General features: G+C 72.4%; 21 protein-coding genes. 5 read left to right on the top strand and 16 right to left on the bottom strand.

Annotated elements, in window-relative coordinates:
* Positions 1 to 134 precede the first annotated feature (134 nt).
* Positions 135 to 1,388: a kynureninase gene (kynU, locus tag FHX52_RS04795; protein ID WP_141820387.1), complete on the top strand. Its 1,254-nt coding sequence runs from the start codon at positions 135 to 137 to the stop codon at positions 1,386 to 1,388.
* A gap of 101 nt (positions 1,389 to 1,489) precedes the next feature.
* Here the strand turns inward: kynU and FHX52_RS04790 are convergent, their stop codons facing one another.
* The 8 genes from FHX52_RS04790 to thrS form a co-directional block, all read right to left on the bottom strand.
* A complete protein-coding gene (locus FHX52_RS04790; protein ID WP_141820385.1) occupies positions 1,490 to 2,512 on the bottom strand; it encodes a DUF4037 domain-containing protein in 1,023 nt (340 codons plus the stop codon).
* A 99-nt stretch (positions 2,513 to 2,611) separates the two neighbouring features.
* The gene (gene pdxS / locus FHX52_RS04785) at positions 2,612 to 3,523 is read right to left on the bottom strand and encodes a pyridoxal 5'-phosphate synthase lyase subunit PdxS (RefSeq protein ID WP_141820383.1); all 912 of its coding nucleotides are present in this window, start codon (positions 3,521 to 3,523) and stop codon (positions 2,612 to 2,614) included.
* 101 nt (positions 3,524 to 3,624) lie between these two features.
* A complete protein-coding gene (locus FHX52_RS04780) occupies positions 3,625 to 4,173 on the bottom strand; it encodes a LemA family protein (protein ID WP_141820381.1) in 549 nt (182 codons plus the stop codon).
* The gene (locus FHX52_RS04775; RefSeq protein WP_141820379.1) at positions 4,170 to 5,345 is read right to left on the bottom strand and encodes a glycosyltransferase family 4 protein; all 1,176 of its coding nucleotides are present in this window, start codon (positions 5,343 to 5,345) and stop codon (positions 4,170 to 4,172) included. The genes FHX52_RS04780 and FHX52_RS04775 overlap by 4 nt, the downstream gene beginning before the upstream one ends.
* Positions 5,342 to 6,349 carry a phosphatidylinositol mannoside acyltransferase gene (locus FHX52_RS04770; protein ID WP_141820377.1) on the bottom strand — a complete coding sequence of 336 codons (1,008 nt, stop codon included), beginning with the start codon at positions 6,347 to 6,349 and terminating at the stop codon, positions 5,342 to 5,344. The genes FHX52_RS04775 and FHX52_RS04770 overlap by 4 nt, the downstream gene beginning before the upstream one ends.
* Entirely contained in the window at positions 6,346 to 7,035 is a 690-nt protein-coding gene (gene pgsA / locus FHX52_RS04765) for a phosphatidylinositol phosphate synthase (RefSeq protein ID WP_141820375.1), read from the bottom strand. Before pgsA ends, FHX52_RS04770 begins: the two co-directional genes overlap by 4 nt.
* Before the next feature lie 120 nt (positions 7,036 to 7,155).
* A complete protein-coding gene (locus FHX52_RS04760; protein ID WP_141820374.1) occupies positions 7,156 to 7,707 on the bottom strand; it encodes an HIT family protein in 552 nt (183 codons plus the stop codon).
* A gap of 384 nt (positions 7,708 to 8,091) precedes the next feature.
* Positions 8,092 to 10,086, bottom strand: coding sequence for a threonine--tRNA ligase (thrS, locus tag FHX52_RS04755; protein WP_141820372.1), 1,995 nt, complete (start codon positions 10,084 to 10,086; stop codon positions 8,092 to 8,094).
* A gap of 179 nt (positions 10,087 to 10,265) precedes the next feature.
* Between thrS and FHX52_RS04750 the strand changes: the two genes are divergently transcribed.
* Positions 10,266 to 11,264, top strand: coding sequence for a hypothetical protein (locus FHX52_RS04750; protein WP_141820370.1), 999 nt, complete (start codon positions 10,266 to 10,268; stop codon positions 11,262 to 11,264).
* 5 nt (positions 11,265 to 11,269) lie between these two features.
* Entirely contained in the window at positions 11,270 to 12,175 is a 906-nt protein-coding gene (locus tag FHX52_RS04745) for a GNAT family N-acetyltransferase (RefSeq protein WP_141820368.1), read from the top strand.
* A 3-nt stretch (positions 12,176 to 12,178) separates the two neighbouring features.
* On the opposite strand, the gene FHX52_RS04740 is transcribed toward FHX52_RS04745, so the two are convergent.
* The 3 genes from FHX52_RS04740 to FHX52_RS04730 are packed head-to-tail and all read right to left on the bottom strand — an operon-like array spanning position 12,179 to position 15,693.
* Positions 12,179 to 13,048: a MaoC family dehydratase gene (locus FHX52_RS04740; RefSeq protein ID WP_246069612.1), complete on the bottom strand. Its 870-nt coding sequence runs from the start codon at positions 13,046 to 13,048 to the stop codon at positions 12,179 to 12,181.
* Positions 13,045 to 14,382, bottom strand: coding sequence for a 3-oxoacyl-ACP reductase (locus FHX52_RS04735; RefSeq protein ID WP_141820366.1), 1,338 nt, complete (start codon positions 14,380 to 14,382; stop codon positions 13,045 to 13,047). Before FHX52_RS04735 ends, FHX52_RS04740 begins: the two co-directional genes overlap by 4 nt.
* A gap of 3 nt (positions 14,383 to 14,385) precedes the next feature.
* The gene (locus tag FHX52_RS04730) at positions 14,386 to 15,693 is read right to left on the bottom strand and encodes an acetyl-CoA C-acetyltransferase (protein WP_141820364.1); all 1,308 of its coding nucleotides are present in this window, start codon (positions 15,691 to 15,693) and stop codon (positions 14,386 to 14,388) included.
* An 87-nt stretch (positions 15,694 to 15,780) separates the two neighbouring features.
* Here FHX52_RS04730 and FHX52_RS04725 point away from each other — a divergent pair, with 87 nt between their 5' ends.
* A complete protein-coding gene (locus tag FHX52_RS04725) occupies positions 15,781 to 16,476 on the top strand; it encodes a TetR/AcrR family transcriptional regulator (RefSeq protein ID WP_141820362.1) in 696 nt (231 codons plus the stop codon).
* A 64-nt stretch (positions 16,477 to 16,540) separates the two neighbouring features.
* On the opposite strand, the gene FHX52_RS04720 is transcribed toward FHX52_RS04725, so the two are convergent.
* The 5 genes from FHX52_RS04720 to FHX52_RS04700 form a co-directional block, all read right to left on the bottom strand.
* A complete protein-coding gene (locus FHX52_RS04720) occupies positions 16,541 to 17,062 on the bottom strand; it encodes a flavin reductase family protein (protein ID WP_141820360.1) in 522 nt (173 codons plus the stop codon).
* 10 nt (positions 17,063 to 17,072) lie between these two features.
* Positions 17,073 to 17,420: an MOSC domain-containing protein gene (locus FHX52_RS04715; protein ID WP_141820358.1), complete on the bottom strand. Its 348-nt coding sequence runs from the start codon at positions 17,418 to 17,420 to the stop codon at positions 17,073 to 17,075.
* Positions 17,421 to 17,442: 22 nt separating this feature from the next.
* Positions 17,443 to 18,762 carry an erythromycin esterase family protein gene (locus FHX52_RS04710; RefSeq protein ID WP_141820356.1) on the bottom strand — a complete coding sequence of 440 codons (1,320 nt, stop codon included), beginning with the start codon at positions 18,760 to 18,762 and terminating at the stop codon, positions 17,443 to 17,445.
* On the bottom strand, positions 18,759 to 20,117 hold the full coding sequence (locus FHX52_RS04705) for a phosphoribosyltransferase (protein ID WP_141820354.1): 1,359 nt from the start codon (positions 20,115 to 20,117) through the stop codon (positions 18,759 to 18,761). Before FHX52_RS04705 ends, FHX52_RS04710 begins: the two co-directional genes overlap by 4 nt.
* A 95-nt stretch (positions 20,118 to 20,212) precedes the next feature.
* Positions 20,213 to 21,394: a phytanoyl-CoA dioxygenase family protein gene (locus tag FHX52_RS04700; RefSeq protein WP_141820352.1), complete on the bottom strand. Its 1,182-nt coding sequence runs from the start codon at positions 21,392 to 21,394 to the stop codon at positions 20,213 to 20,215.
* Between the two features lie 164 nt (positions 21,395 to 21,558).
* Here FHX52_RS04700 and FHX52_RS04695 point away from each other — a divergent pair, with 164 nt between their 5' ends.
* Complete coding sequence (locus FHX52_RS04695) at positions 21,559 to 22,611, top strand: LacI family DNA-binding transcriptional regulator (protein WP_141820350.1); 1,053 nt, start codon at positions 21,559 to 21,561, stop codon at positions 22,609 to 22,611.
* The last annotated feature ends 21 nt before the right edge of the window (positions 22,612 to 22,632 follow it).

Here is a 22,632-nt window from a genome sequence, read left to right as displayed (position 1 = left end):
CCGGGCTCCGCCCCAACCGGTCCCCGGGTGCCGGGTCGTGTCTCGGGTTGTGACACGGCTCGTGTCTCGGATCGCAGACACCAGACGCGCCCGGTTCCTGACGTGGGCGACGGGGAAACGGATACGTTGCCGCTATGACGACGGTGCACACCCATGACGCCCTGACCACGCGCGCCCAGGCCCTGGACGCCGAGTCGCCGCTGCACGGCACCCGCGACCTCTTCACCCTCCCCGACGGGGTCATCTACCTCGACGGCAACTCGCTGGGGGCGCTGCCCTCGGCCGTGCCGGCGGTGGTCGACGACGTCGTGCACCGGCAGTGGGGCGAGCGCCTCATCCGCTCGTGGAACGAGTCGGAGTGGTGGTCCGCCCAGACCCGCGTCGGTGACGCCATCGGGCGGCTCGTCGGTGCCGCTCCGGGCCAGGTCGTCGTCACGGACTCGACGTCGATCAACCTCTTCAAGGCGATCGTCGGCGCTGCCCGGCTGCGGCCGGGGCGCACGGTCGTGCTCACCGACCCCGACTCCTTCCCGACCGACCTCTATATGACCGACTCGGCGGCCCGCCTCGCCGGCCTCGAGGTGCGCCGCGTGCACCCGCGCGACGCGCTGGCCGCCATCGCGGAGGCCGGCGAGGACCTCGCGCTCGCGTCGTACTCCAGCGTCGACTACCGCACCGGTGAGCTGTGGGACCTCGCTGCCATCACCGAGGCCGCCCACGCCGTCGGCGCCCTCGCCTGCTGGGACCTCTGCCACTCGGCCGGGGTCCTCGACATCCACCTCGACGCCGACGGCGCCGACCTCGCGATCGGCTGCGGCTACAAGTACCTCAACGGCGGCCCGGGGGCGCCCGCCTTCATCTACGTCGCCGAGCGCCACCTGGCCGACTTCGACCAGCCCCTGACCGGCTGGCACGGGCACGCCCGACCGTTCGAGATGAGCGGCACCTATGAGCCGGCTCCCGGCATCACCCGCGCCCGGGTCGGCACCCCGCCGCTGCTGTCGGTGCTGGCCCTCGAGGCTGCGCTCACGGCCTACGACGGGCACTCCCCCGCCGATGTGCGGGCCGCGTCGCTGTCGGTGACGGGCATGTTCATCGAGGCGCTCGACGCCCTCGGGGTCGACCTCCCGCTCGCGACGCCGCGCGAGGACGACCGCCGCGGCTCGCAGGTCTCGCTGCGCCACCCGCAGGCGTTCGTCGTCGTGCAGGCGCTCATCGCGCGCGGCGTCATCGGCGACTTCCGCGAGCCCGACATCATCCGGCTCGGCTTCGCCCCGCTCTACGTGACGCACGTCGACGCGGTCGAGGCGGCCGAGCACGTGCGCGCGGTCATCGCCGACCGCGAGTTCGAGCGCCCGGAGTTCACCGAGCGCGGCGCCGTCACCTGACGGGCGGGCGGTCCGACCCGGACCCCGCGTCATGGACCGCGTGAAGGTCTGCGCAAACCGGGGGTGACCACCCCCGGAATGCGCAGACCATCACGCCTCCCTCACCCCTCCGTCTGACGGCGACGCCGGGCGTCCATCAGCACGTCGACGTTGTCGCTCCACTGCTCCGCGGACCCGACGCCACGGGTCAGCGACCGCACGGCCGGGTCGCGGATGCTGTCGGTCACGACGGTGACGGCCTCGTCGCGCACGCCCTGGTAGGGCCGGTTCCAGAACGGATCGACGGGGCCGTCGACCGCAGGCAGCCCCGTCTCGGCCTGCACCCGCGACAGGAGCCGGAGCGCCTCGACGAGCCCGGCCTCGCGTCCGCGCCAGCCGGGGGCCGACACAGCCGCGAGCAGGGGTGGTGCCGCGGCGCCCGCCAGCGGCAGTCCTGCGAAGCTCGTGCCGAGCCACTTGGCGTAGGGCGGCCAGCGCCGCTCGAGCAGGTGTCCGAGGTGCATCGCGACCCCGGCCAGGCGCGCGACGACGACCCGGCAGCCGAGCTCGTCACCGCGCTCCCCCGTGCGGCCGACGAACGGCAGCTCCTGCGCGAGCCGGGCCCAGTCCACGGCGACGACGTGCCGCCAGAGGTCGTCGGGATACCACTCGAGCCGCTGCCGTATGCCGTCCAGCTCGCCCACGTGGTCCGCGAACACGACGCCTCCGGTGACCTCGAGCACCGCCTGCCCCGTGAGCGAGAGCCAGTCGTGCGGCGTCAGCTCCCCGGTGGGGTCCACGCCGAGCCTGGAGACGGCGAGGTCGCGCGCCGTCTCGACCTGGACCCGGTGGCGGTGGGCCGGGTCCCACGTCGTCGCGAACCGCACCGGGTGACCCGCGAAGGTCTCGGGCAGGTGCCGCTCGAGGTGCGCGTCGACGGCGTCGACCAGCTCGGCCGCCACGAGCAGGTTGAGCCGCAGACCCCAGTCGTGGTCGCGCGACGTCGCGTCGTCGAGGCCGAGGACGTCGGACCCGCTCCCGAGCCTCGCGGCGGCATAGGGAATCGTCGGCCACGCTGACCGGAGCAGCGGCTCGACGACCTCGGTGAAGTAGGCGCGCGACAGCTCCGCTCCGGTCAGGTCCACACCGTCGATCCTCTCAGGGTCGGTGCGCGGGAACGCGTATGCCGCCGCGCCCGGTGGGGCACGGCGGCATACGTCAGCGTGGGACTGGGTGGCCGGAGGTCACCAACCGCGCTCGGAGAGCCGGTGCGGCTGCGGGATCTCGTCGACGTTGATGCCGACCATGGCCTCGCCGAGGCCGCGCGAGACCTTGGCGATGACGTCGGGGTCGTCGTGGAAGGTCGTCGCCTTGACGATGGCCTCGGCGCGCTGGGCCGGGTTGCCCGACTTGAAGATGCCGGAGCCGACGAAGACGCCCTCGGCGCCGAGCTGCATCATCATGGCGGCGTCGGCCGGGGTCGCGATGCCGCCGGCGGTGAAGAGCACGACGGGGAGCTTGCCGGCCTCGGCGACCTCCTTGACGAGCTCGTAGGGCGCCTGGAGCTCCTTGGCCGCGACGTAGAGCTCGTCCTCGGGGAGGTTCTGCAGGCGGCGGATCTCCTGGCGGATCTGGCGCATGTGCGTCGTCGCGTTGGAGACGTCGCCCGTGCCGGCCTCGCCCTTGGAGCGGATCATCGCCGCGCCCTCGGTGATGCGGCGCAGGGCCTCGCCGAGGTTCGTCGCGCCACAGACGAAGGGCACGGTGAACTGCCACTTGTCGATGTGGTTGGCGTAGTCGGCCGGCGTCAGCACCTCGGACTCGTCGATGTAGTCGACGCCGAGGCTCTGGAGGACCTGCGCCTCGACGAAGTGGCCGATGCGGGCCTTGGCCATGACGGGGATGGAGACGGCCTCGATGATGCCGTCGATCATGTCGGGGTCGCTCATGCGCGACACGCCGCCCTGGGCCCGGATGTCGGCCGGCACTCGCTCGAGGGCCATGACGGCCACGGCGCCGGCGTCCTCGGCGATCTTGGCCTGCTCGGCCGTGACGACGTCCATGATGACGCCGCCCTTGAGCATCTCGGCCATGCCGCGCTTGACGCGCGTCGTGCCCGTGGCGGCGCTGCCGGGGGTGGAGGGGGTGGTGCTCACGATGTCCTGCTTTCACGCGATCGCGGGGGTGGGTCGAGATCAAGGGTAGGCCCCGGGGCACAGTCGTCACGACAGCGCCCACAGAGGGCGGGTGGCGGGTGTCAGGTGGCGAGGGGCGAGGGCATCTCGTCGTCGAACTCGACGGTGCTCGGCAGCGGCGTGTGCCCGGCGAGGTGGAACATCCGGATCGTCCACTTGTGCCGCACGCGCCGCACGTCGGTGACGGCGTCGTTGTGGAAGCGCCGCGCGAGCTGCACTCGGGTGCAGGCCGACGTCACCTTGTCGACGAGGTCCTGCCCGGGCGGGGTCTCGCGGAGCGCGTCGACGACCGCGGGCGTGAGGGCAAGCTCGAGCGCCTCGGTGAGGTCGCTCTCGGCCTGCTCGCGGGCCTCACCGTGCTCGGAGGGCGACTCGAGCGACTCGCCGGCGGCGGTCGCGAGCAGCAGGGCGGTCGCCCCGTCGAGCAGGCCGCTGTTGGCGAGCTCGACGGCTGCTTCGGCGCGTCGCACGAGGCGGGCGTCGAGGGCGGCGAGCGTGCCGCCGAGGCGCACGTGGAGGCGGTCGAGCCGGGCAGCCGTGTAGGAGAGGTACCAGGCGATGATGACGAGGACGAAGAGGGTGGCGAAGATCCAGGTGAAGAGCTCGGTCACCGGCTGGTCCGCCCTGGCAGGAAGCGGCCCCAGCGGCGCTCCGGCTCCCACTGCGAGGCCGCGCGGCCCTCGATGACGGTCTCGTAGACGGCCATGATCTTGTCGGCGACGACCGACCAGTCGAAGATCCGGGCGCGCTCCTGGCCCGCGCTGGCGAGCTCGCCGCGGTGCTGTGGGTCGCGAAGGAGCGACACGAGCGTGCGGGCGAGGTCGTCGGGCTGCTCGTTGGCGAACATCGCGCCCGCGCTCCCGCCGTCGAGCACGCGGGAGAAGGCGGGCAGGTCGCTGGCGAGCACGCAGGCGCCCGCCGACATGGCCTCGATGAGGATGATGCCGAAGCTCTCGCCGCCGGTGTTGGGCGCGACGTAGACGTCGACCGAGGCGAGCAACGAGGCCTTGTCGGCGTCGGAGACACCGCCGAGGAACTCGCACGCCGCCGCGACCTCCGGCGGCCAGCCCTCCGTGATCTCCTCGGGGTCGCCCGGACCCGCGACGAGGACCCGCAGCCCCGGCACCTCGCGCAGCACCGCCGGCAGCGCCGCGGCGAGCACCGGCAGGCCCTTGCGCGGCTCGCCCATGCGGCCGAGGAAGGCGATCGTCGGGGCGCTCGGTCGGCCGATCCACTCGGCCCGTCGCGGCGCCTGCGCGAAGCGGTCGACGTAGACGCCGTTGGGGATGACGACCGCGTCGCCGCCGACGTGGGTCGTCACGGTGCGCCGGGCGTCCTCGCTCACGGCGATGCGCCCGGCGATCTTCTCGAGCGACGGCCGAAGCAGGGGGTATGCCGTCTGCATCGTCCGCGACCGAAGCATCGACGTGTGGAAGGTGGCCACGATCGGCCCCTCGGCGGCCATGAGGGCGAGGACGCTGACGCTCGGCGTCATCGGCTCGTGCAGGTGGAGGACGTCGAAGTCGCCGTGCTCGAGCCACCGCCCGACCTTGGCTGCGGTGACGGGCCCGAAGTTGAGGCGCGCGACGGAGCCGTTGTAGCGCACCGCGGTCGCGCGTCCGGCCGAGGTGACGTAGGGCGGCAGCTCCGTCTCGCTGTCGGCGGGCGCGAGGACGCTGACGTCGTGGCCGTCGCCGATGAAGTGCTCGGCGAGGTCGCGCACGTGGAACTGCACTCCTCCCGGCACGTCGAAGGAGTAGGGGCAGGCGATCCCGATCCTCACGTCGGGCGTCCCTGGGACGAGGCGGACGGCATACCTGCTGGGGGCACGGCGGCGTCGGGGCGGGGGTCGAGGTCGTCGACGAAGACCTTCTGGAGCATGTGCCAGCTCGATGTGTGGGCGCGGATCGTCGGGGCGAGGTGGTCGGCGCACTGCTGGATGAGGTCCTGTGCCTTGTCTGCCGTCGAGCCGTCGACCCGCGGAGTCAGCCGCTCGCTGAACTGCACGACGGTGCGGTGCCCGCCCAGACCCTCGCCGCGGGCGGCGGGCTCGTAGTGGATCGACGCGGCGTAGAGCGGGGCACCGGTGAGGAGGGAGAGGACGGCGGGCCCCTTGGCCATGCGGGCGCGGTGGCCGAGCAGGTCGACCTCGACCCCGTTGTTCGTCAGGTCGCGGTCGCTGGCCAGCGCGACGACGCGACCGCCGGCGCGGGTGACGCGCACGAGCGCTCCGAAGGGGTCCTCGCCCCCCGTGAGCGGGATGATGTCCATGTCGATGCTGCGCCGGAAGGCGACGAACTCCTGGTAGACCTCCTCGGGCTTCAGCCGCTCGGCGACGGTCGTCACCGGCCCGATGTTGCTCGCCGACCACGCCGCGGCGAGGTCGAAGTTGCCGAGGTGCCCGACGAAGACGACGACCGGCTTGCCCTGCGCGGAGAGCGCCTGGGGCTCCTCCGCGCCGTGCGCCACGACGGCCCGCTGGATGTCGGCCTGCGCCAGGCTCGGGAGGCGGAAGGCCTCGCAGTAGTAGCGCATGTAGGAGCGCATGCCGGCGTGCACGAGGTCGTCGAGTTCCGTGGGCGAGAGCTCCGGGCGGGCGCGGGCGTAGTTGGCCCGGAGGCGCTGGACCCCCTTGCCGTCTCGGCGGAAGGCGACGTCGGCGACCCTGTCGAAGAGGCCGTATGCCGCCCGCTCGGGCAGCGCGCGCAGGGTGCGCCACCCCAGCTTGAAGCCGAGCACGCTCACCGTGTCGGTCGCCCGGCGCGAGAGCGAGTGGTGGTCGGTCACGGCGAGACCTCGCCAGGGACGTCACCGGGGACGTCACCGGCCACGCCGCCGCCCGGGACGTCGCGCGAGGAGACCTCACCGGCCGAGAGGGCCTGGCGCCGCACGGTGAGCATCCGCTGGAGCACCGTGATGAAGCTCGCGACGGCCAGCAGGGCGAGGACGACGCCGAGGAGCAGGGTCGAGCCGAAGAGGTCGGCGAAGAAGGCAGCCGCCAGCACGGCGACGAGCCGGTCGGCGCGCTCGGCGATGCCGACGTTGGCCGTGTAGCCGAGACCCTCGGCGCGCGCCTTCGCGTAGGAGACGACCGAGCCGAGGATGAGGCAGGCGAGGGCGAGGCCGGCCATCCAGCGGTTGTCGCCGGGGCCGGCGTAGTAGAGCACGAGGCCGCCGAAGATCGCCGCGTCACCCATCCGGTCGAGCGTCGAGTCGAGGTAGGCGCCCCACTTGCTCGAGCGGCCCGACTCGCGCGCCATGATGCCGTCGACCGTGTCGGAGAAGACGAACGCGGTGATGACGAGCACGCCCACCCAGATCTCCCCGCGGGGGAAGAAGGCCAGGGCTCCGACGCAGACGCCGATCGTGCCGACGATCGTCACGACGTCGGGGCTGATGCCCAGGCGGAGGAAGAGGTGGGCGACGGGACTCAGGATCTTGGTCATCGTCGCGCGGAGGAGTCTGTTGAGCATGGTGAGCACAGCGTACTGACCTCGGGGCCCCCTCCGGCCCACGTGGCCACGGCTGGCTACGGGAGGGCCGCGAGAGGCCAGCATGAGGCCCGCGGGAGGCCACGGGAGGGCGGCTGCGCCTCAGACCCAGCTGGCGACGAGGCGCCTGCGGGTCTCCTCGAGCAGCACGGGCAGCGCCTTGGTCTGCCCCACGATGGGCAGGAAGTTCGAGTCACCGCTCCACCGCGGCACGATGTGCTGGTGCAGGTGGGCGGCCACTCCGGCCCCGGCGACGGCGCCCTGGTTCATGCCGAGGTTGAAGCCGTGCGGTCCGGACGCGACCTGCAGGGCCGTGATCGCCGCCTTGGTCAGCGCCGTGAACTCCTGGGTCTCCTCGTCGGTGAGGTCGACGTAGAGCGAGACGTGGCGGTAGGGGCACACGAGGACGTGACCGGGGTTGTACGGGAAGAGGTTCATCACGACGTAGCAGTGCTCGCCGCGGTGGACGATGAGCCCGTCGGCGTCTGACTTTGCCGGTGCGGCGCAGAACGGGCAGCCGGTGCCGGCCTCCTCGGTGGGCCGGTCGCCGAGGATGTAGGCCATCCGGTGGGGCGTCCACAGCCGCTCGAACCCGTCGTCGACGTGGGCGAAGTCGTGCGCGCTCTCGACGGCGTCGCCGGCCTGCTCGGTCATGGTTGTCGATCCTAGGGCGGTGGCGGCCGGAGAAGTGAAGGGCCCTGCGGTCTCACACACCGCAGGGCCAGCACCATTGAACCGTGTCCGACGGTCAGGCTGAAAATCCGACACGCCAGATTCCGGCCCGCCCGGACGCAGATCAGCCCCGCGGGTGTGAGAGCCGCGGGGCCGAGGTGCTGGGGCGCGCCGGATCGTTCACGGGCGTCGTGAGAGAGGTGAAGGCCCGGGAAGTATGAGTTCCCGGGCCTTCGTTCTCCCGCCAAATGAATGATGGGAGAAACCGTTTCGCCGAAGCGATCCGGTACTTCAGTTGTATCCCTCCGCGGCACGGCGCGCAAGGGTTTGCGCGAAACCCGCCGCGGCTGTGACCGCTGTCACAGGTCAGACCTGGGCGCGGCTCTCGATCGCGGCGAGGATCTCGGCCATGGCGTCCTCGATCGGCACGCCGTTCTTCTGGGAGCCGTCGCGGTAGCGGAACGACACCGCCCCCGCGGCGCGGTCCTCCTCGCCCGCGATGAGCACGAAGGGCACCTTCGACTTGCTCGCGTTGCGGATCTTCTTCGGGAAGCGGTCGTCGCTGTCGTCGAGCTCGACGCGCACGCCCCGGCGCTTCAGCTGGCCGAGGACGCCCTGCAGGTGGTCGGCGTAGTCCTCGGCGACCGGGACGCCGAGCACCTGCACCGGCGAGAGCCACACCGGGAACGCCCCGGCGTAGTGCTCGACGAGCACCCCGAGGAAGCGCTCGATCGAGCCGAACTTCGCCGAGTGGATCATGACCGGCTGCTGGCGCGTGCCGTCGGCGGCCTGGTACTCGAGGCCGAAGCGCTCGGGCTGGTTGAAGTCGTACTGGATCGTCGACATCTGCCACGTGCGCCCGATGGCGTCGCGGGCCTGGACGGAGATCTTCGGCCCGTAGAAGGCGGCGCCGCCCGGGTCGGGGACGAGGTCGAGGCCGGATGCGACGGCGACGTCCTCGAGGACCTTCGTCGCCACCTTCCACTGCTCGTCGCTGCCGATGAACTTGTCCTTCTTGTCGCCGTCCTCGTCGCGGGTCGACAGCTCGAGGTAGAAGTCGTCGAGGCCGAAGTCGCGCAGCAGCGAGAGGACGAAGTCGAGCAGGTGCTGGATCTCGGCGGGTGCCTGCTCGGCGGTGACGTAGGAGTGCGAGTCGTCCTGCGTCATGCCGCGCACGCGGGTGAGGCCGTGCACGACGCCCGACTTCTCGTAGCGGTAGACGGAGCCGAACTCGAAGAAGCGCAGCGGCAGCTCTCGGTAGGAGCGGCCGCGCGAGGCGAAGATGAGGTTGTGCATCGGGCAGTTCATCGCCTTGAGCTGGTACTTCGCGCCCTCGAGCTCCATCGGCGGGAACATCGTGTCGGCGTAGTAGGGCAGGTGGCCCGAGGTGTGGAAGAGGCCGTCCTTGGTGATGTGCGGCGTGCCGACGTAGTCGAAGCCCTCCTCGATGTGCCGGCGGCGGACGTAGTCCTCCATCTCGCGCTTGATGACGCCGCCCTTGGGGTGGAAGACCGGCAGCCCGGAGCCCAGCTCGTCGGGGAAGGAGAAGAGGTCGAGCTCCGCGCCGAGCTTGCGGTGGTCGCGCCGCTCGGCCTCGGCCAGCCGGTCGAGGTAGGCCTTGAGCTCGTCCTTGGTCGGCCACGCGGTGCCGTAGATGCGCTGGAGCTGGGGGTTCTTCTCCGACCCGCGCCAGTAGGCGGCCGCCACGCGCATCAGCTTGAAGGCGTTGCCGATGAGCTTGGTGCTCGGGATGTGCGGGCCGCGGCAGAGGTCGCCCCAGGCGCGGGTGCCGTCGCGGCGGATGTTGTCGTAGATCGTCAGCTCGCCGGCGCCCACCTCGACGCCGGCGCCCTCGGCGGCTTCGTCGGCGCTGCCGCCCTTGAGCCCGACGAGCTCGCACTTGAACGGCTCGTGGGCGAGCTCCTCGAGGGCCTCGGCGTCGGTGACGACCCGGCGCGCGAAGGTCTGCCCCTCGTTGATGATGCGCTGCATCGCCTTCTCGAGGGCCTTGAGGTCGTCGGGGTGGAACGGGGTCTCGACGTCGAAGTCGTAGTAGAACCCGTCGCGGACGGGTGGGCCGATGCCGAGCCTCGCGTCCTCGTTGATGGACTGCACCGCCTGCGCGAGCACGTGGGCCGTCGAGTGGCGCAGCACCGCGAGGCCGTCCTCGCTGTCGATGGTGACAGGCTCGACGACGTCGCCGTCGGCGAGCGGGTGGAAGAGGTCGCGCAGCTCGCCGTTGACGCGGGCGACGACGACCCGGCCGGCGCCTCCGACCTCGTCGAGGAGCTCACCCGCCGTCGTCTGCTCCGCAACCGATCGCTCGCTTCCGGCGACGGTGACGGTGATCTGTGCAGACACGGTTGGTGCTCCTTCGTGGCGGGGGTGTGCCGCGTGGTTGCGGCCGGGCCCAGCGTAACGACCGCGCGCACCGGCCTGCGACGGTCCGCCAGCCGCATCAGCTGGGTGTGGCGCGCTCGATGACCTAGCGTGGGACGAAACGGGCGCATCCACGCGCCCGGCGACTCCGGGGAGACCACGTGCGACGAACGGCGCTGGCTGTTGCAGCGGCGGCGCTCATCGGGCTGGCCGCCTGCGGCGGAACGCCCACGCCGTCCGCCCCGCCCTTCTCCCCCGCGCCGACGGCCGGCGGCGCGGTGACGTCGGGCCGGGCGGCAGGGTCCGCTTCGGATGCCCCGACACCCGCTGCCACTTCGGCCACGTCGGGCCCCGCTGCATCGCTCCCCCAGCTGCCCCGCGGCGGGCGCACGATCTTCCCCGCGCACCGCCTCGTCGGCTTCGTCGGCTACCCCGGGTCGTCCGCCCTCGGACGCCTCGGCGTCGGCGACCTCGACGCCCGAGCCCGTGAGATCGAGCGCGTGGCCGAGCCGTATGCCGCGGGCCGCACGGTGCTGCCGGTCCTCGAGCTCATCGCCACCGTGGTCCACGGCGAGCCGGGATCGGACGGCCTCTACCGCAGCCGGACCTCGGACCGGGTCATCGCGGCCCACCTCGCTGCAGCCCGCAGGGTCAAGGGCATCCTCCTGCTCGACATCCAGCCGGGCCGGGCCGACGTCCTCGACGAGGTGCGCTCCTACGCCCGCTGGCTCGGGGAGCCCGACGTCGGCGTGGCCTTCGACCCGGAGTGGGCGATGGGCCCCGGCCAGGTGCCCATGCGGGTCTTCGGCCACACGACCGGCGAGGAGGTCGACGAGGTGTCGTCCTACCTCGCGGGCCTCGTCCGCGCGAAGAAGCTGCCGGAGAAGGTCTTCGTCGTCCACCAGCTCTCGCCGTCGATCCTGCGCGACGAGAAGGCGCTTCGCGCCCACCCGGGCGTGGTGCTCATCAAGTCGGTCGACGGCATCGGGTCGCGCGCGATGAAGGAGTCGACCTACCGCAAGCTCACCGGAGGCATGCCGAAGCCCGTGCACGCCGGCTTCAAGCTCTTCTACTCGGAGGACCGGCGCTTCGGGCCGCTCATGACCCCGGCGCAGGTGCTGGCCCTGCGTCCGCAGCCCGAGTACGTTCTCTACGAATGAGCCGAATGCCTGCTGTGACAGTGCGGCCCCTCGAGACCCGGCGCATCGCCGAGGCGGTCGATCTGGTGTGCGCGCGCCTGCCGGAGCTGCCTCGTGCCGAGGCCGCGATGCCCTTCGAGAGCCCCGAGCTCTTTCCCCTCCTGGTGCGCCACACCGCCCATGACGAGGACGACCACCTCGTGGGGGTGGGCCTGCTGCAACGCCCCGGCTTCGCCCCACCCGACCGCTGCGGCCTGCGCCTCGTCGTGGCTCGCGACGTCGAGGGTTCGGGCGTCGGGTCGGCGCTGCGTGCGTCGCTCCTGCCCCTCGTGCCGGGCACGATCGCCAGGCTCGGCACCGGCGTCTTCGACGACGACGAGCGGTCGCTCGCCGTCGCGCGCCACTGGGGGTTCGAGATCGAGAAGCACGGGATCGAGTCGAGTCTCGACCTCACCGAGCTCGCGCCCTCCTCGCCCCTTCCGCCGGGGGTGACGCTGGACGAGGTGCCCGACCTGGGGTTCGCCGACCGCGACGCCGTCGAGCACATGCTGCGTGCGAGCCAGACCAACCCCGAGGCGGCGCTCGGATTCGTCATGAGCCTCGAGGCGTTCTCGACGATGCTCACGGCCGACGAGGAGCCCGTCTGCGTCGTCGCGCGCGTCGATGGTGTGCCTGCGGGCATCACCTTCGGCGGGGTGCAGTCCGGAGCGCTCTCCATCGCCTACAGCGGCGTCGACCCCGCCTACCGTGGCCGCGGCATCATGCGCGCGGTCAAGGAGCGTGCGCACGTCGTCGCCGCTCGCCTCGGCGCCAGGGTGTCGAACACCACCAACGAGGAGGCGAACGTCGGCATCCGACGGATCAACGCCGACCTCGGCTACGTCGTGCGCAGCGGCGTCTACCGGATGGTGCAGGAGCACCGGCAGGCCTGAGCGTCACGGCGCCCAGGTGTTCTCGACGACAGCGTGCTCGGTGTCGCCGCTCGCCGACTCCAGCACCGAGAGGGTGGACTCGGGCGCGAAGGCCGTGCGCAGACGCACGGTCGACGGCAGCGGAACCGGTTTGCGGAACCAGACCCGGCTCGTCAGGCCCTCCGGGGCAAGGCGTGGGCCGAGGGAGCCCATCGCCCGCGCGTAGGTGTACATCCCGTGCGCGATGGCGCCCGGGAAGCCGAGGGGTCGTGCGGTCAGGGCATGGAGGTGGATCGGGTTCCAGTCACCCGACACACCGGCATACGCCCGGCCCGTGTCGTCACCAAGGCGCCACTGCGGGCCACCGGTGACCGCGGCGAGCGGGGTGGTGGACGGCGCCTCGGAGCGGGGCGCGTCGGGGTGCTCCGCGCCGCGGGCCAGGTAGGTGCTGACTCCGCGCCACACGAGCTCGCCCCGGGTGCTCACCTCGGAGACGAGGTCGACCTGGGTGCCCCGCCGGTGTGGGCGCAGGTCCTGCGCCCACACGTCGATGTCGAGGAGCTCGTCGACCGCGACCGCCCGTGTGACCTCGATGCGGTTCTCGACGTGGACCGCACCGAGCAGCGGCAGGGGGAAGCCGTCACCGGCCATCACCACCATCTGCAGGGGAAAGGCGAGCAGGTGGGGGTAGGTCAGCGGCAACGTCGCCCCGAGCGGCAGCCGGCACACGCGGGCGTATGCCGCGAGGCCGGGCACGTCGACGGAGACGCCGGCTCGGGCGACCCGCACGTCGGGAAGGGTGTCGCCCACCCGCCGGCGCTTGAGAGCCGCCGAGACGTAGATCTGGCGGAGGTCGGGGGCGGCCTCGAGGGTGATGACCTTGGGCACGGTCACGCCCCCAGCAGGCTCTGGCCGCAGACCCGCACGACCTGGCCGGTGACGGCGGCTGCGCCCGGCTGGGCCAGCCACGCGATGGTCTCGGCGACGTCCTTGGGTGTGCCACCCTGCTGCAGCGAGTTCATCCGACGGCCGATCTCCCGTGTCGCGAAGGGGATCCGCGCGGTCATGTCGGTCTCGATGAAGCCCGGAGCCACGGCGTTGACCGTGATGCCTCTCTCCGCGAGCTGGGTCGAGAGGGCGTCGACGATGCCGATGACCCCGGCCTTGCTCGCGCCGTAGTTGGTCTGGCCACGGTTACCGGCGATGCCCGCGATCGAGGCGACGCAGACGATGCGCCCGCCGTCGGGCATCGCCCCCGGCGCGAGGATCGCGTCGTTGAGCTGGAGGATGGACCTGAGGTTGACGGCCATCACACTGCCCCAACGGGATTCGTCCATGTTGACGAGGAGCTTGTCGCGGGTGATGCCGGCGTTGTGCACGACGACGTCGATCGACCCATGGCGCGTCACGGCGTGGTCGACGATGCGCCTGCCGGCGTCCGCCGCGGTCACGTCTACCTGGAGAGCCGTGCCGCGGATCTCGTTGGCCACGGCCGCTAGCGCGTCACCGGCGGCAGGCACGTCCACGGCCACGACGGTGGCTCCGTCACGGGCCATGACTCGGGCGATCTCCGCGCCGATGCCACGGGCGGCGCCGGTGACGACCGCGACCTTGCCGGCGAGCGGCCTGACGGCGTCGGCGTTCGCACCGGTCCTGTCGTCCACCCGGATGACCTGGCCGTCGACGTAGGCCGACCGGCCCGAGAGGAGGAACTCGACCGCGGACCGGACGCCGTCGGACGAATCCTGCTGCGCGAGAACGAGGTTGGCGGTCGCTCCGTGACGCAGCTCCTTGGCGATCGAGCGCACCGCCCCCTCGAGGGCTCGATGGGTGGCGACGTGTGAGACCTCGCCCAGGGTGGCGGGGTCTGTGCCGATGACGACGACTCGCGCGTTGCGGGCGAGGGACCTGAGGGCCGGTGCACCGACGACGCGAAGCGCGTCGAGGTCCTGGGGGTCGCGGGCCTCGCTGAGGTCGAGGACGACGGCGCCGAGCCGGGTCGCCTCCCCCGAGTCGGACGGGTTCGGGTCGAGGGCGCGGATCGCCCGGATGCCGAGCTCGCCCAGCCACGTGACGAGTCCGTCGGCGAACCGCCCACCGCCGGCGACGAGCACCGGGCCCTCGCAGAGCGGCATACCGGGCTCGTAGCGGCGCAGCCGGGTCGGCTGGGGCACACCGACGCGTCGGGCGATCGGCGAGCCGATGATGGTCGAGAAGATGTCGGTCACGGCTCAGGCCTCCAGGATCGCGACGACGCCCTGCCCACCGGCAGCGCAGATGGAGATGAGGCCACGGCCGCCGCCCGCCTCCGACAGCTGCTTGGCGAGGGAGGCGACGATGCGCCCGCCGGTGGCGGCGAACGGGTGCCCCGCCGCGAGGGACGATCCGTTGACGTTGAGCCGGCTGCGGTCGATGCTGCCCAGGGGTGCGTCGAGCCCGAGGCGGTCGCGGCAGAAGTCCGCGTCCTCCCACGCCGCCAGAGTCGTCAGCACGGTCGCCGCAAAGGCCTCGTGGATCTCGTAGAAGTCGAAGTCCTGCAACGACAGGCCGTTTCGCGCCAAGAGGCGGGGCACGGCGTAGGCCGGAGCCATGAGCATGCCCTCGTCGCCGTGCACGTAGTCGACGGCGGCGGTCTCGGCGTCGACGAACCAGGCCAGCGGGGTCAGATGGTGCGCTGCGGCCCACTCCTCGGTGCCGAGCAGCACCACCGAGGCCCCGTCGGTGAGCGGGGTGGAGTTGCCGGCCGTCATTGTCGCACCGTCCCCCTTGCCGAAGACCGGCTTGAGGGCGGCGAGCTTCTCGGTGCTCGTGTCGGGTCTCAGGGTCGTGTCCTTCGACACGCCGAGGTAGCCGGTGACGAGGTCGTCGAAGAAGCCGCGTTCGTAGGCGGCGGCGAGGTGGGCGTGGGACGCCGCTGCGAGCTCGTCCTGGGCCTCGCGGGTGATGCTCCACCGGGCCGCGGTCTGGGACATGTGCTCTCCCATCGAGAGCCCGGTGCGCGGCTCGACGTTCTGCGGGATCGCCGGGATGAGCTGAGTCGGGCGGATGCTCGCGAGCGCCTTGAGCCGCTGAGCCGTGCTCTTGGCGCGGTTCGCTGCGAGCAGTCCCTGGCGCAGACCCTCGCTGACAGCGATGGGCGCGTCGCTCGCGCTGTCGACGCCACCGGCGATGCCGGAGTCGATCTGGCCGAGGGCGATCTTGTTGGCGACGAGGATCGCGGCCTCGAGGCCGGTGCCGCACGCCTGCTGCACGTCGTAGGCCGGTGTCGTCGGGTGCAGCCGCGAGCCCAGCACGGTCTCGCGCGTGAGGTTGAAGTCGGCGCTGTGCTTGAGCACGGCCCCCGCCACGACCTCGCCGACCCGCTCCCCCGCGAGGCCGAACCGGGCGACGAGCCCGTCGACCGCGGCGGTCAGCATGTCCTGGTTGGAGGCCTGCGCGTACGGGCCGTTGGCGCGGGCGAAGGGGATGCGGTTGCCCCCGAGCACGGCGACCCGCCGAGGCTGACGAGTGGCGGCGCGGGGGACGGATGAGGCGGCCATGGGATCTCCTCGGGTGGGGGCGGTCGTGGGACAACATAACCGAAACTCGCTGTAGCCGATACACGAAGTACCTGTTAGTTTCGGCTCATGGCCGACCCGAGCGCCCCCACCGAAGCCGCCGATGAGCGCGCGGTGCCGACCGTCGGTGGGGTCGCCGACGCCGTGGACGCGCGTGACGGGCGCGACGCGCGGTGGGAGCGGCACCGCGAGGAGCGCCGCTCCGAGATCGTCGACGCGACGATCCGGGCCATCCGGCGGCACGGTCCCGGCGTCGGGATGGACGACATCGCCGCCGAGGCCGGCACGAGCAAGACCGTCGTCTACCGCCACTTCGACGATCGCGCCGGCCTCTACCGAGCCGTCGTGGCACGCATCGAGAGCCGCGTCGTCGGCAGTGTCGCCGGGGCGCTGTCGACCGGCGCCGCGCCCGCCGGTCCCGACCTGCGGAGCGTCATCGCCTCCACCGTCGAGGCCTACCTCGCCCTCGTCGAGTCCGATCCCGACCTCTACCGTTTCGTCGTCACGAGGCCCCTGGTCGACCGGCCCCTCCCCGACGACCCCGTCGGGGGCACCGTGAGCCACGTGACCACCATGCTCTCGGGGGTGCTCGAGACCGCGCTGCCGGACCCGGCGCGGGCCCGCGTCCTCGCGACGGCGCTCGTCGGCTCGGTGCAGGCCGTCGCCGACGACTGGCTCGCCCGGGCCGACCGCGTGCCACGCGACGAGCTCGTCGACACCCTCACCGCCCTCGCCTGGAGCGGTCTGGCCCCGCTCGTCCGGTAGCCCTGCAGCGCAAGGACGCTCGCGGCATACCTGCGGGGTCAGGCTCGCCGGGTCTGGGCGCGAGTCAGGTGGGTGGACGCTGGTAGCGGCCGCGCCGATGAACGAGGGGCTCCGCGTCGTCGCCGAGCTCGACGTGCTCGACCACGGCCTCGACGAGGCGCGACCACCCGACGTCACGCGTGGCTGCGGCATCGAGTCGCACCCCCGCCCACGTCCCCAGGGGCGCGAGGTGGGGGCCCCACGCCGTGTCCTGCCACTCCCCCGTCCGGAAGGGGCCGCCCGGCGAGGGCATGACTCCCGCGAAGACGTCGGCGAGCTCGCGGTGACGCCAGTCGAGAAATGCGACGACGGCCGTGCCGGTCTCCTCGAGGCGCTCGAGCAGCTCCGACTCCGGATGCAGCACGGCGACGATCCGCGACGGGTCACCTGCTGCGACGAGGTAGGACGAGACGGTCAGGCCGGCGCGGTCGCGGCCGGAGCCGGCGGTCCACAGCGAGACCGTCGACCCGACGCGGCCCCGCAGCCGGCGGGCCGGGTCGCGGTCGGCGTCGGGCGAGTCGAAGGGGTGGCTCGAGTGGATCGTCACGCGCGTGACGCTACGCCGTGGCGACCTGCAGCTCGTCGTCGACCGCGATCGAGCCGGGGGTCACGACCTCGGCGTAGACCCCGGCGCACTGCGAGGGCGACTGGGTGACGCGAAGGGTGCAGTCGCCCAGGCGGACCACCTCACCGACGAGCCGGGCGAGGACGCTCGCGTCCATGTCGAGCACGATGTTGGCCTTGGGATGGGTGGCGACGTAGTCGTCGACGCTCACGAGGTGCACGGCGTGCTTCTTCGATCGGTTGCCCTCCGGCCCCGAGGGCGTCACGTCGACGGAGTCGAGCTCCTGCCCGGGAGAGTCGGAGTCGGGGTAGATGTAGAGGCTCGAGACCGTCGCGTTCATGGACTCACGCTAGTGCGTGGCGTCAGAAGCCGGTGGGCTCGGTCTCGAGCTCGGGCTCCGTGGGAGTGGGCTCGTGGTGCAGGGGATGCAGCGCGGAGGTCCGCTCGAGCCAGAGCAGGGCGTCGTAGCGGGCCCCGATCCTCGTCGGCACGTAGTTGCCCGTCTCGTGGTGCGGGTTGTAGACGACGCCGATGGCGCGGTGCCCCAGCCAGGACGAGAGCCACGGCCCGGAGCGGTCGTCCGGGAAGACGAAGACGGCAGGCTCCCCGACCGTCTCGTGCAGGAGCGCCTCGAGCGTGCCGGACTGCGCCTCGGGCACGACGAACGCCTCCTCCGGGGCGCCCCACGAGCTCGCGGCGAGGACCGTGCCGCGGTGCGAGGCGAAGCCGACGAGAGCGACCGAACCACCGGGTTGGCGTTCGCGCAGCAGCTGACCGACGTTGACCATCCCGGCTCGAGACATGTCCGTCGCGCGGGCGTCGCCGACGTGCGTGTTGTGCTCCCACACCAGGCCCTTCGACTGCGGCCCCGCATGCGCAGCCACGCGCTCGATGGTGTCGACCATGTGGCGGTCGCGGATGTTCCACGACTCACGGTCGCCCCGCACCATCGTGCGGTAGTAGTGCTCGGCGCCCACGACCACCTCGGCGTTCTGCACGACGTCGAGCATCTCCTCGTCCTGCAGCCGGGCGCGGCTCCGCCGGCGCACCTCGACGAGCAGCCCGACGACGTCGGACTCGCAGGTCACGGGCACGAGCCGCGTGCTGCGCGCATACCGGTGGGGGTCCTCGCCGAAGGGCAGGAAGCACTGCCAGGCGCGCATGGCGGCAGGCAGAGCGTCCGGTTCGTGGGTCTCGAGCCACGTCATGATCTCCCACAGCGAGTCCCAGAGGGAGTAGACGTCGAGGCCGTAGAAGCCGACCCGGTCGGCCGCGGGACGGGAGAGGTTGAACGACCTCAGCCAGGTCAGGAAGTCGGCGACGTCGTGGTTCGCCCACATCCACGTCGGCCAGCGCTCGAAGTGGGCGAGAAGGCCCAGGGCGTCGAGGTCGACGTCGGCCTCGCCGCGCACCCACCGGTTGATCCGCCAGCAGTCGGGCCAGTCGCCCTCGACACCGATCCATCGGTAGCCGTGCTCCTCGATGAGGCGACGGCTGAGCAGCGCCCGCCAGCGGTAGAACTCGCTCGTGCCGTGGGACGCCTCACCGATGCAGACGAACCGGGCGTCGCGTACCCGGTCGACGAGCCCGTCGAGATCGCTCCTCCGGGTGAGCGGCCTTGCCAGTGAACGGATCTCGGCCGCGATGCGATCGGTGCGCGACGACCGGGTCCAGGCGCTCATGCTGACTCCTTCCCGATGCCCGCCGTCGGTGGCACGGCGAGGTGGCGGACGAACCAGTCCCGCGCGAGGGAGGCGGCCTCGGCCAGCGTGCCCGGCTCCTCGAAGAGATGCGTGGCACCCGGCACGACCGCCAGCTCGGTCACGCAGCCGACGAGCTGCGCACGGGCCTGCCGGTTGAGGCGCAGCACGACGTCGTCGTCGCCACCGACGATGAGCAGGGTGGGCGCCCGGACCGACGCGAGGCGGGCGCCGGCCAGGTCGGGGCGCCCCCCGCGGGACACGACGGCTACCACCGCTGACCGCGGCTCGGCGGCCGCCCACAGGGCAGCCCCGGCTCCCGTGCTCGCGCCGAACCAGCCGATGCGGCACGAGCCGGTGTCGGGTCTCGAGGCGAGCCACGCTGTCGCCGCCTCGAGGCGGCTCGCCAGCAGCGGGATGTCGAAGACGTTGCCGCGGTCGCGCTCCTCCTGCGGGGTCAGCAGATCGAGCAGCAGGGTGCCGAGGCCGGCATCGTGCAGCACGTCGGCGACGAAGCGGTTGCGCGGGCTGTGCCGGCTGCTGCCGCTGCCGTGCGCGAACACGACGACGGCCGTGGCCCCGGCCGGCACGCGCAGGTGTCCCTCGATCGTCGCGCGGCCCGCCGGGACGGCGACCTGCTCGTCGATGTCGCGGGGCACTCCGGCCGCCGGGTGACCGTGCGGTCCCGCCGCCACGCGGGCGCGATGGCCGGCACGGTCGAGGAGTGCGACCACCTCGTCGTCGCTCGTCGGCGAGAAGTCGACGTAGTGCGCCCCCACCGCCCTGAAGTGCTCGGGCGCCGACACGCAGACGACGTCATCCGCCTCGGGCAGGTGGGCCGCCGTGTGCGCGGGGGCGACGGGAACGGCGAGCACGACCCGCGCGGCGCCGAGTCGTCGGGCGACCTGGCACGCGACCCGTGCGGTCGCCCCCGTCGCGATGCCGTCGTCGACGACCACCGCGACCCGGCCGTGCAGGTCGACCCTCGGGCGGCCCCGTCGCAGCCGGTCGACACGAGCGTCGAGCACCGCCCGCTCTCGCCGCTCGACGTCCTCGATCTCCTCGTCGGTGACGCGGGCGCGCATCACGAGGTTGCGGTCGAGCACCCTGACGCCGCCCTCCCCGATCGCCCCCATGGCGAGCTCGGGCTGGAAGGGGACGCCGAGCTTGCGCACGACGATGACGTCGAGCGGCGCATCGAGTGCCTCGGCCACGACGGACGCGACCGGCACCCCGCCCCGAGGCAGGCCGAGCACGACGACGTCCTGGCCGCGGAGGGTCTCCAGCTCGCGGGCCAGCCGGGTGCCGGCGTCGACCCGATCCTCGAACACGACCATGACAGCCTCCCTCACCACCCGCGGCCTGCAGGTGTCCCGAAGCCATCGTGACCATGGCTCCCACGCACGCGGCAGAGTCGATGGTCCCGGTGCCCTCAGTGGCTGGAGCGGTCCGCCTCGCGGGCCGCGAGGAGCTGCGCGAGCTCGCCCGGCGGCATACCGGCCTCGAGAGCGGCAGCGACGCGCTCCGCCTGGGTCCGGGGCGACATCCCGTCGATCGGCTGGTCGCGGTCGAGGTTGGTCGGGAAGGCGTAGCCCTCTGCGGTGGCCGCGACGACGTTCGCGACCGCGCGCGGCGGCATACCGGCCGTTCGGGCGGAGAGCAGCGCGGGATAGGTGGCCTCGACGACACGGGCGCGGTCGACGGTCTCCATGGCGCGGCCGAAGGCCGAGCTGATCTGCAGGAGGTTCGCCATGCGGCGCACGTCGGTCGTGTGGTTCGTTCCAGCGGCGTGGAAGAGCGCGGGGTTGAAGAAGACGGCGTCGCCGGCTGACAGCGGGAGCTGCACGTGGTGGGCGAGGAAGTACTCCTGGAACTCCGGCTGCTGGTAGGCGACGTAGCCGTGCGCGAACTTCTGGCTGTGCGGCAGGTAGAGCGTCGGACCCGACTCCACCGGCATGTCGACGTGGGCCACCGCGCCCTGCAGCGTCAGCACCTGCGAGAGGGCGTGCACGTGGGCCGGGTAGGCCGCACACGTCTCGGCGGACTGGAAGCCGAGGTGGTAGTCGCGGTGCACCGTCTGCCCGGCGCCGCCGGGGTTGACGACGTTGAGCTGCGAGGTGACCTGGTAGCCCGGACCGAGCCACGCCTGCGCCGCGAGCGCGACGGCGTCGTTGGCGTAGTAGCCGACGAACGCCTCGGGGTCGGCGACGGCGAGCTTCTCGAGGGCGTTCCAGATGCGGTCGTTGGCGCCCGGCTTGGCGAAGTGGTCGCCGACCGTCGTGCCGCTCGCGCGCTGCTCGGCGATCATCCGCTCGAAGGCCGCCGTCGTGCGCTCGAGGGGCTCGGCGTCGAAAGCGCCTGCCAGCACGACGATTCCGGGCCCGTCGGCGAGCGCCCGTGACAGCTCCGCCTGCACGTCGCGCCGGGTCACCTCGTCTGCCGCGGTATGCCGCAGGGTGGCCCAGTCGTAGACGAGCACCTCCTGCTCCACGCGGGTCGCGTGCGGGTAGTCGGCGAGGTCGGTGTGCTGGCCGAGCACCTCGAGCAGGTCGGACAGTCGGGCATCCTCGGGTCGGATCCAGCGCGTCTGCGAGCTGGTCGAGGTGATGGTCATGGGTGCCCTCCTCGGGCGGAACGGCGTGGACGGGACGTCACGGTGGGCAGGAGCTGTGCGGCAGGGGCCGATCACTCAAGGATGCGTGCCCACGTGCTGCTGGCGCAGGGGCCGAAGGCCTCAGAAAGACCTCAGCGGAGCTCTCGCGGGCTACCCTTCAGCGCATGGCTCCGCAACGCCCGACCGCGCACCGGGTGCGCGACATCGCCGAGCAGTCCGGCCTGTCCGAGGCGACGATCGACCGAGTGCTGCACGGCCGTGCGGGCGCGAGCCCACGGGCCGTGCGGGCCGTCGAGCAGGCGGTCCTCGACCTCGACCGCCAGCAGACCCAGCTACGACTCGCAGCCCGGACCCTGCTGCTCGACGTCGTCATCCAGGCACCCTCGCGCTTCAGCTCGGCCGTCCGGTCTGCGCTCGAGGACGAGCTACCGGCGTTGCGTCCGGCGGCCGTGCGAGCCCGTTTCCACCTGCGGGAGAACGCCGACGTCGGTGCCGCCGTCGAGCTGCTCGACGGCCTCGGCAGGCGCGGACGCGTCTGCCACGGCGTCGTGCTCAAGGCGCCTGACGACCCCGCCGTGGCGGCGGCGGTCGGGCGGGTCACGGAGCGGGGCATCCCGGTCGTCACGCTCGTCACCGACGTGCGGGACAGCGCGAGGGTGGCCTACGTCGGGCTCGACAACGCTGCTGCCGGGGCGACGGCCGCCTACCTCGTGACCCAGGTGCTCGGTGAGCGGCCCGGCGACGTCCTGCTCACCCTGAGCCGGTCGTCGTTCTTCGGCGAGCGGGAGCGGGCCGACGCCTTCCATGCGGCCCTGGCCCGTCTCTCCCCTGAGCGGCGTGTGCACACGATCACCGACAGCGACGGGCTCGACGCCACCATGAGCGCCCTCGTGTCCGATCTCCTTGCAGCACAACCGAACCTGCAGGCCGTCTACTCCATCGGAGGCGGCAACCGCGCCATCTCCGACGCGTTCCGGGCGGCCGGGCGCCGGGCGACGGTCTTCGTCGCACACGACCTCGACGAGGACAACGTCGAGCTGCTGCGCTCCGGGGCGCTCACGGCGGTCCTGCACCACGACCTCCACGCCGACATGCGCAACGGCGTGCGACAGGTCATGCGAGCGCACCGCCTGCTGCGCGGCGCCCCGACGTCGGTCGCGGCCAACGTCGAGGTCGTCACGCCGCACAACATCCCGCCGCGCATCCAGGCTCACTGAGGCCGTCGGCGCCGTCTTCCG

The sequence above is a fragment of the Humibacillus xanthopallidus genome, from assembly GCF_006717145.1.
In the GTDB taxonomy this organism is placed as follows: domain Bacteria; phylum Actinomycetota; class Actinomycetes; order Actinomycetales; family Dermatophilaceae; genus Humibacillus; species Humibacillus xanthopallidus.
The sequence above is the reverse complement of the archived record's forward strand: the minus strand, read 5'-3'. Positions and strand labels throughout refer to the sequence as shown.

Bases quoted from the DNA above. Each gene is read 5' to 3' on its own strand.
- kynU (WP_141820387.1), top strand. From the start codon at position 135: ATGACGACGGTGCACACCCATGACGCCCTGACCACGCGCGCCCAGGCC.
- FHX52_RS04710 (WP_141820356.1), bottom strand. From the start codon at position 18,762: ATGAGCGCCTGGACCCGGTCGTCGCGCACCGATCGCATCGCGGCCGAG.
- FHX52_RS04760 (WP_141820374.1), bottom strand. From the start codon at position 7,707: ATGACCGAGCAGGCCGGCGACGCCGTCGAGAGCGCGCACGACTTCGCC.
- FHX52_RS04700 (WP_141820352.1), bottom strand. From the start codon at position 21,394: ATGACCATCACCTCGACCAGCTCGCAGACGCGCTGGATCCGACCCGAG.
- FHX52_RS04730 (WP_141820364.1), bottom strand. From the start codon at position 15,693: ATGGCCGCCTCATCCGTCCCCCGCGCCGCCACTCGTCAGCCTCGGCGG.
- FHX52_RS04695 (WP_141820350.1), top strand. From the start codon at position 21,559: ATGGCTCCGCAACGCCCGACCGCGCACCGGGTGCGCGACATCGCCGAG.
- FHX52_RS04715 (WP_141820358.1), bottom strand. From the start codon at position 17,420: ATGAACGCGACGGTCTCGAGCCTCTACATCTACCCCGACTCCGACTCT.
- FHX52_RS04745 (WP_141820368.1), top strand. From the start codon at position 11,270: ATGCCTGCTGTGACAGTGCGGCCCCTCGAGACCCGGCGCATCGCCGAG.
- FHX52_RS04705 (WP_141820354.1), bottom strand. From the start codon at position 20,117: ATGGTCGTGTTCGAGGATCGGGTCGACGCCGGCACCCGGCTGGCCCGC.
- FHX52_RS04725 (WP_141820362.1), top strand. From the start codon at position 15,781: ATGGCCGACCCGAGCGCCCCCACCGAAGCCGCCGATGAGCGCGCGGTG.
- pgsA (WP_141820375.1), bottom strand. From the start codon at position 7,035: ATGCTCAACAGACTCCTCCGCGCGACGATGACCAAGATCCTGAGTCCC.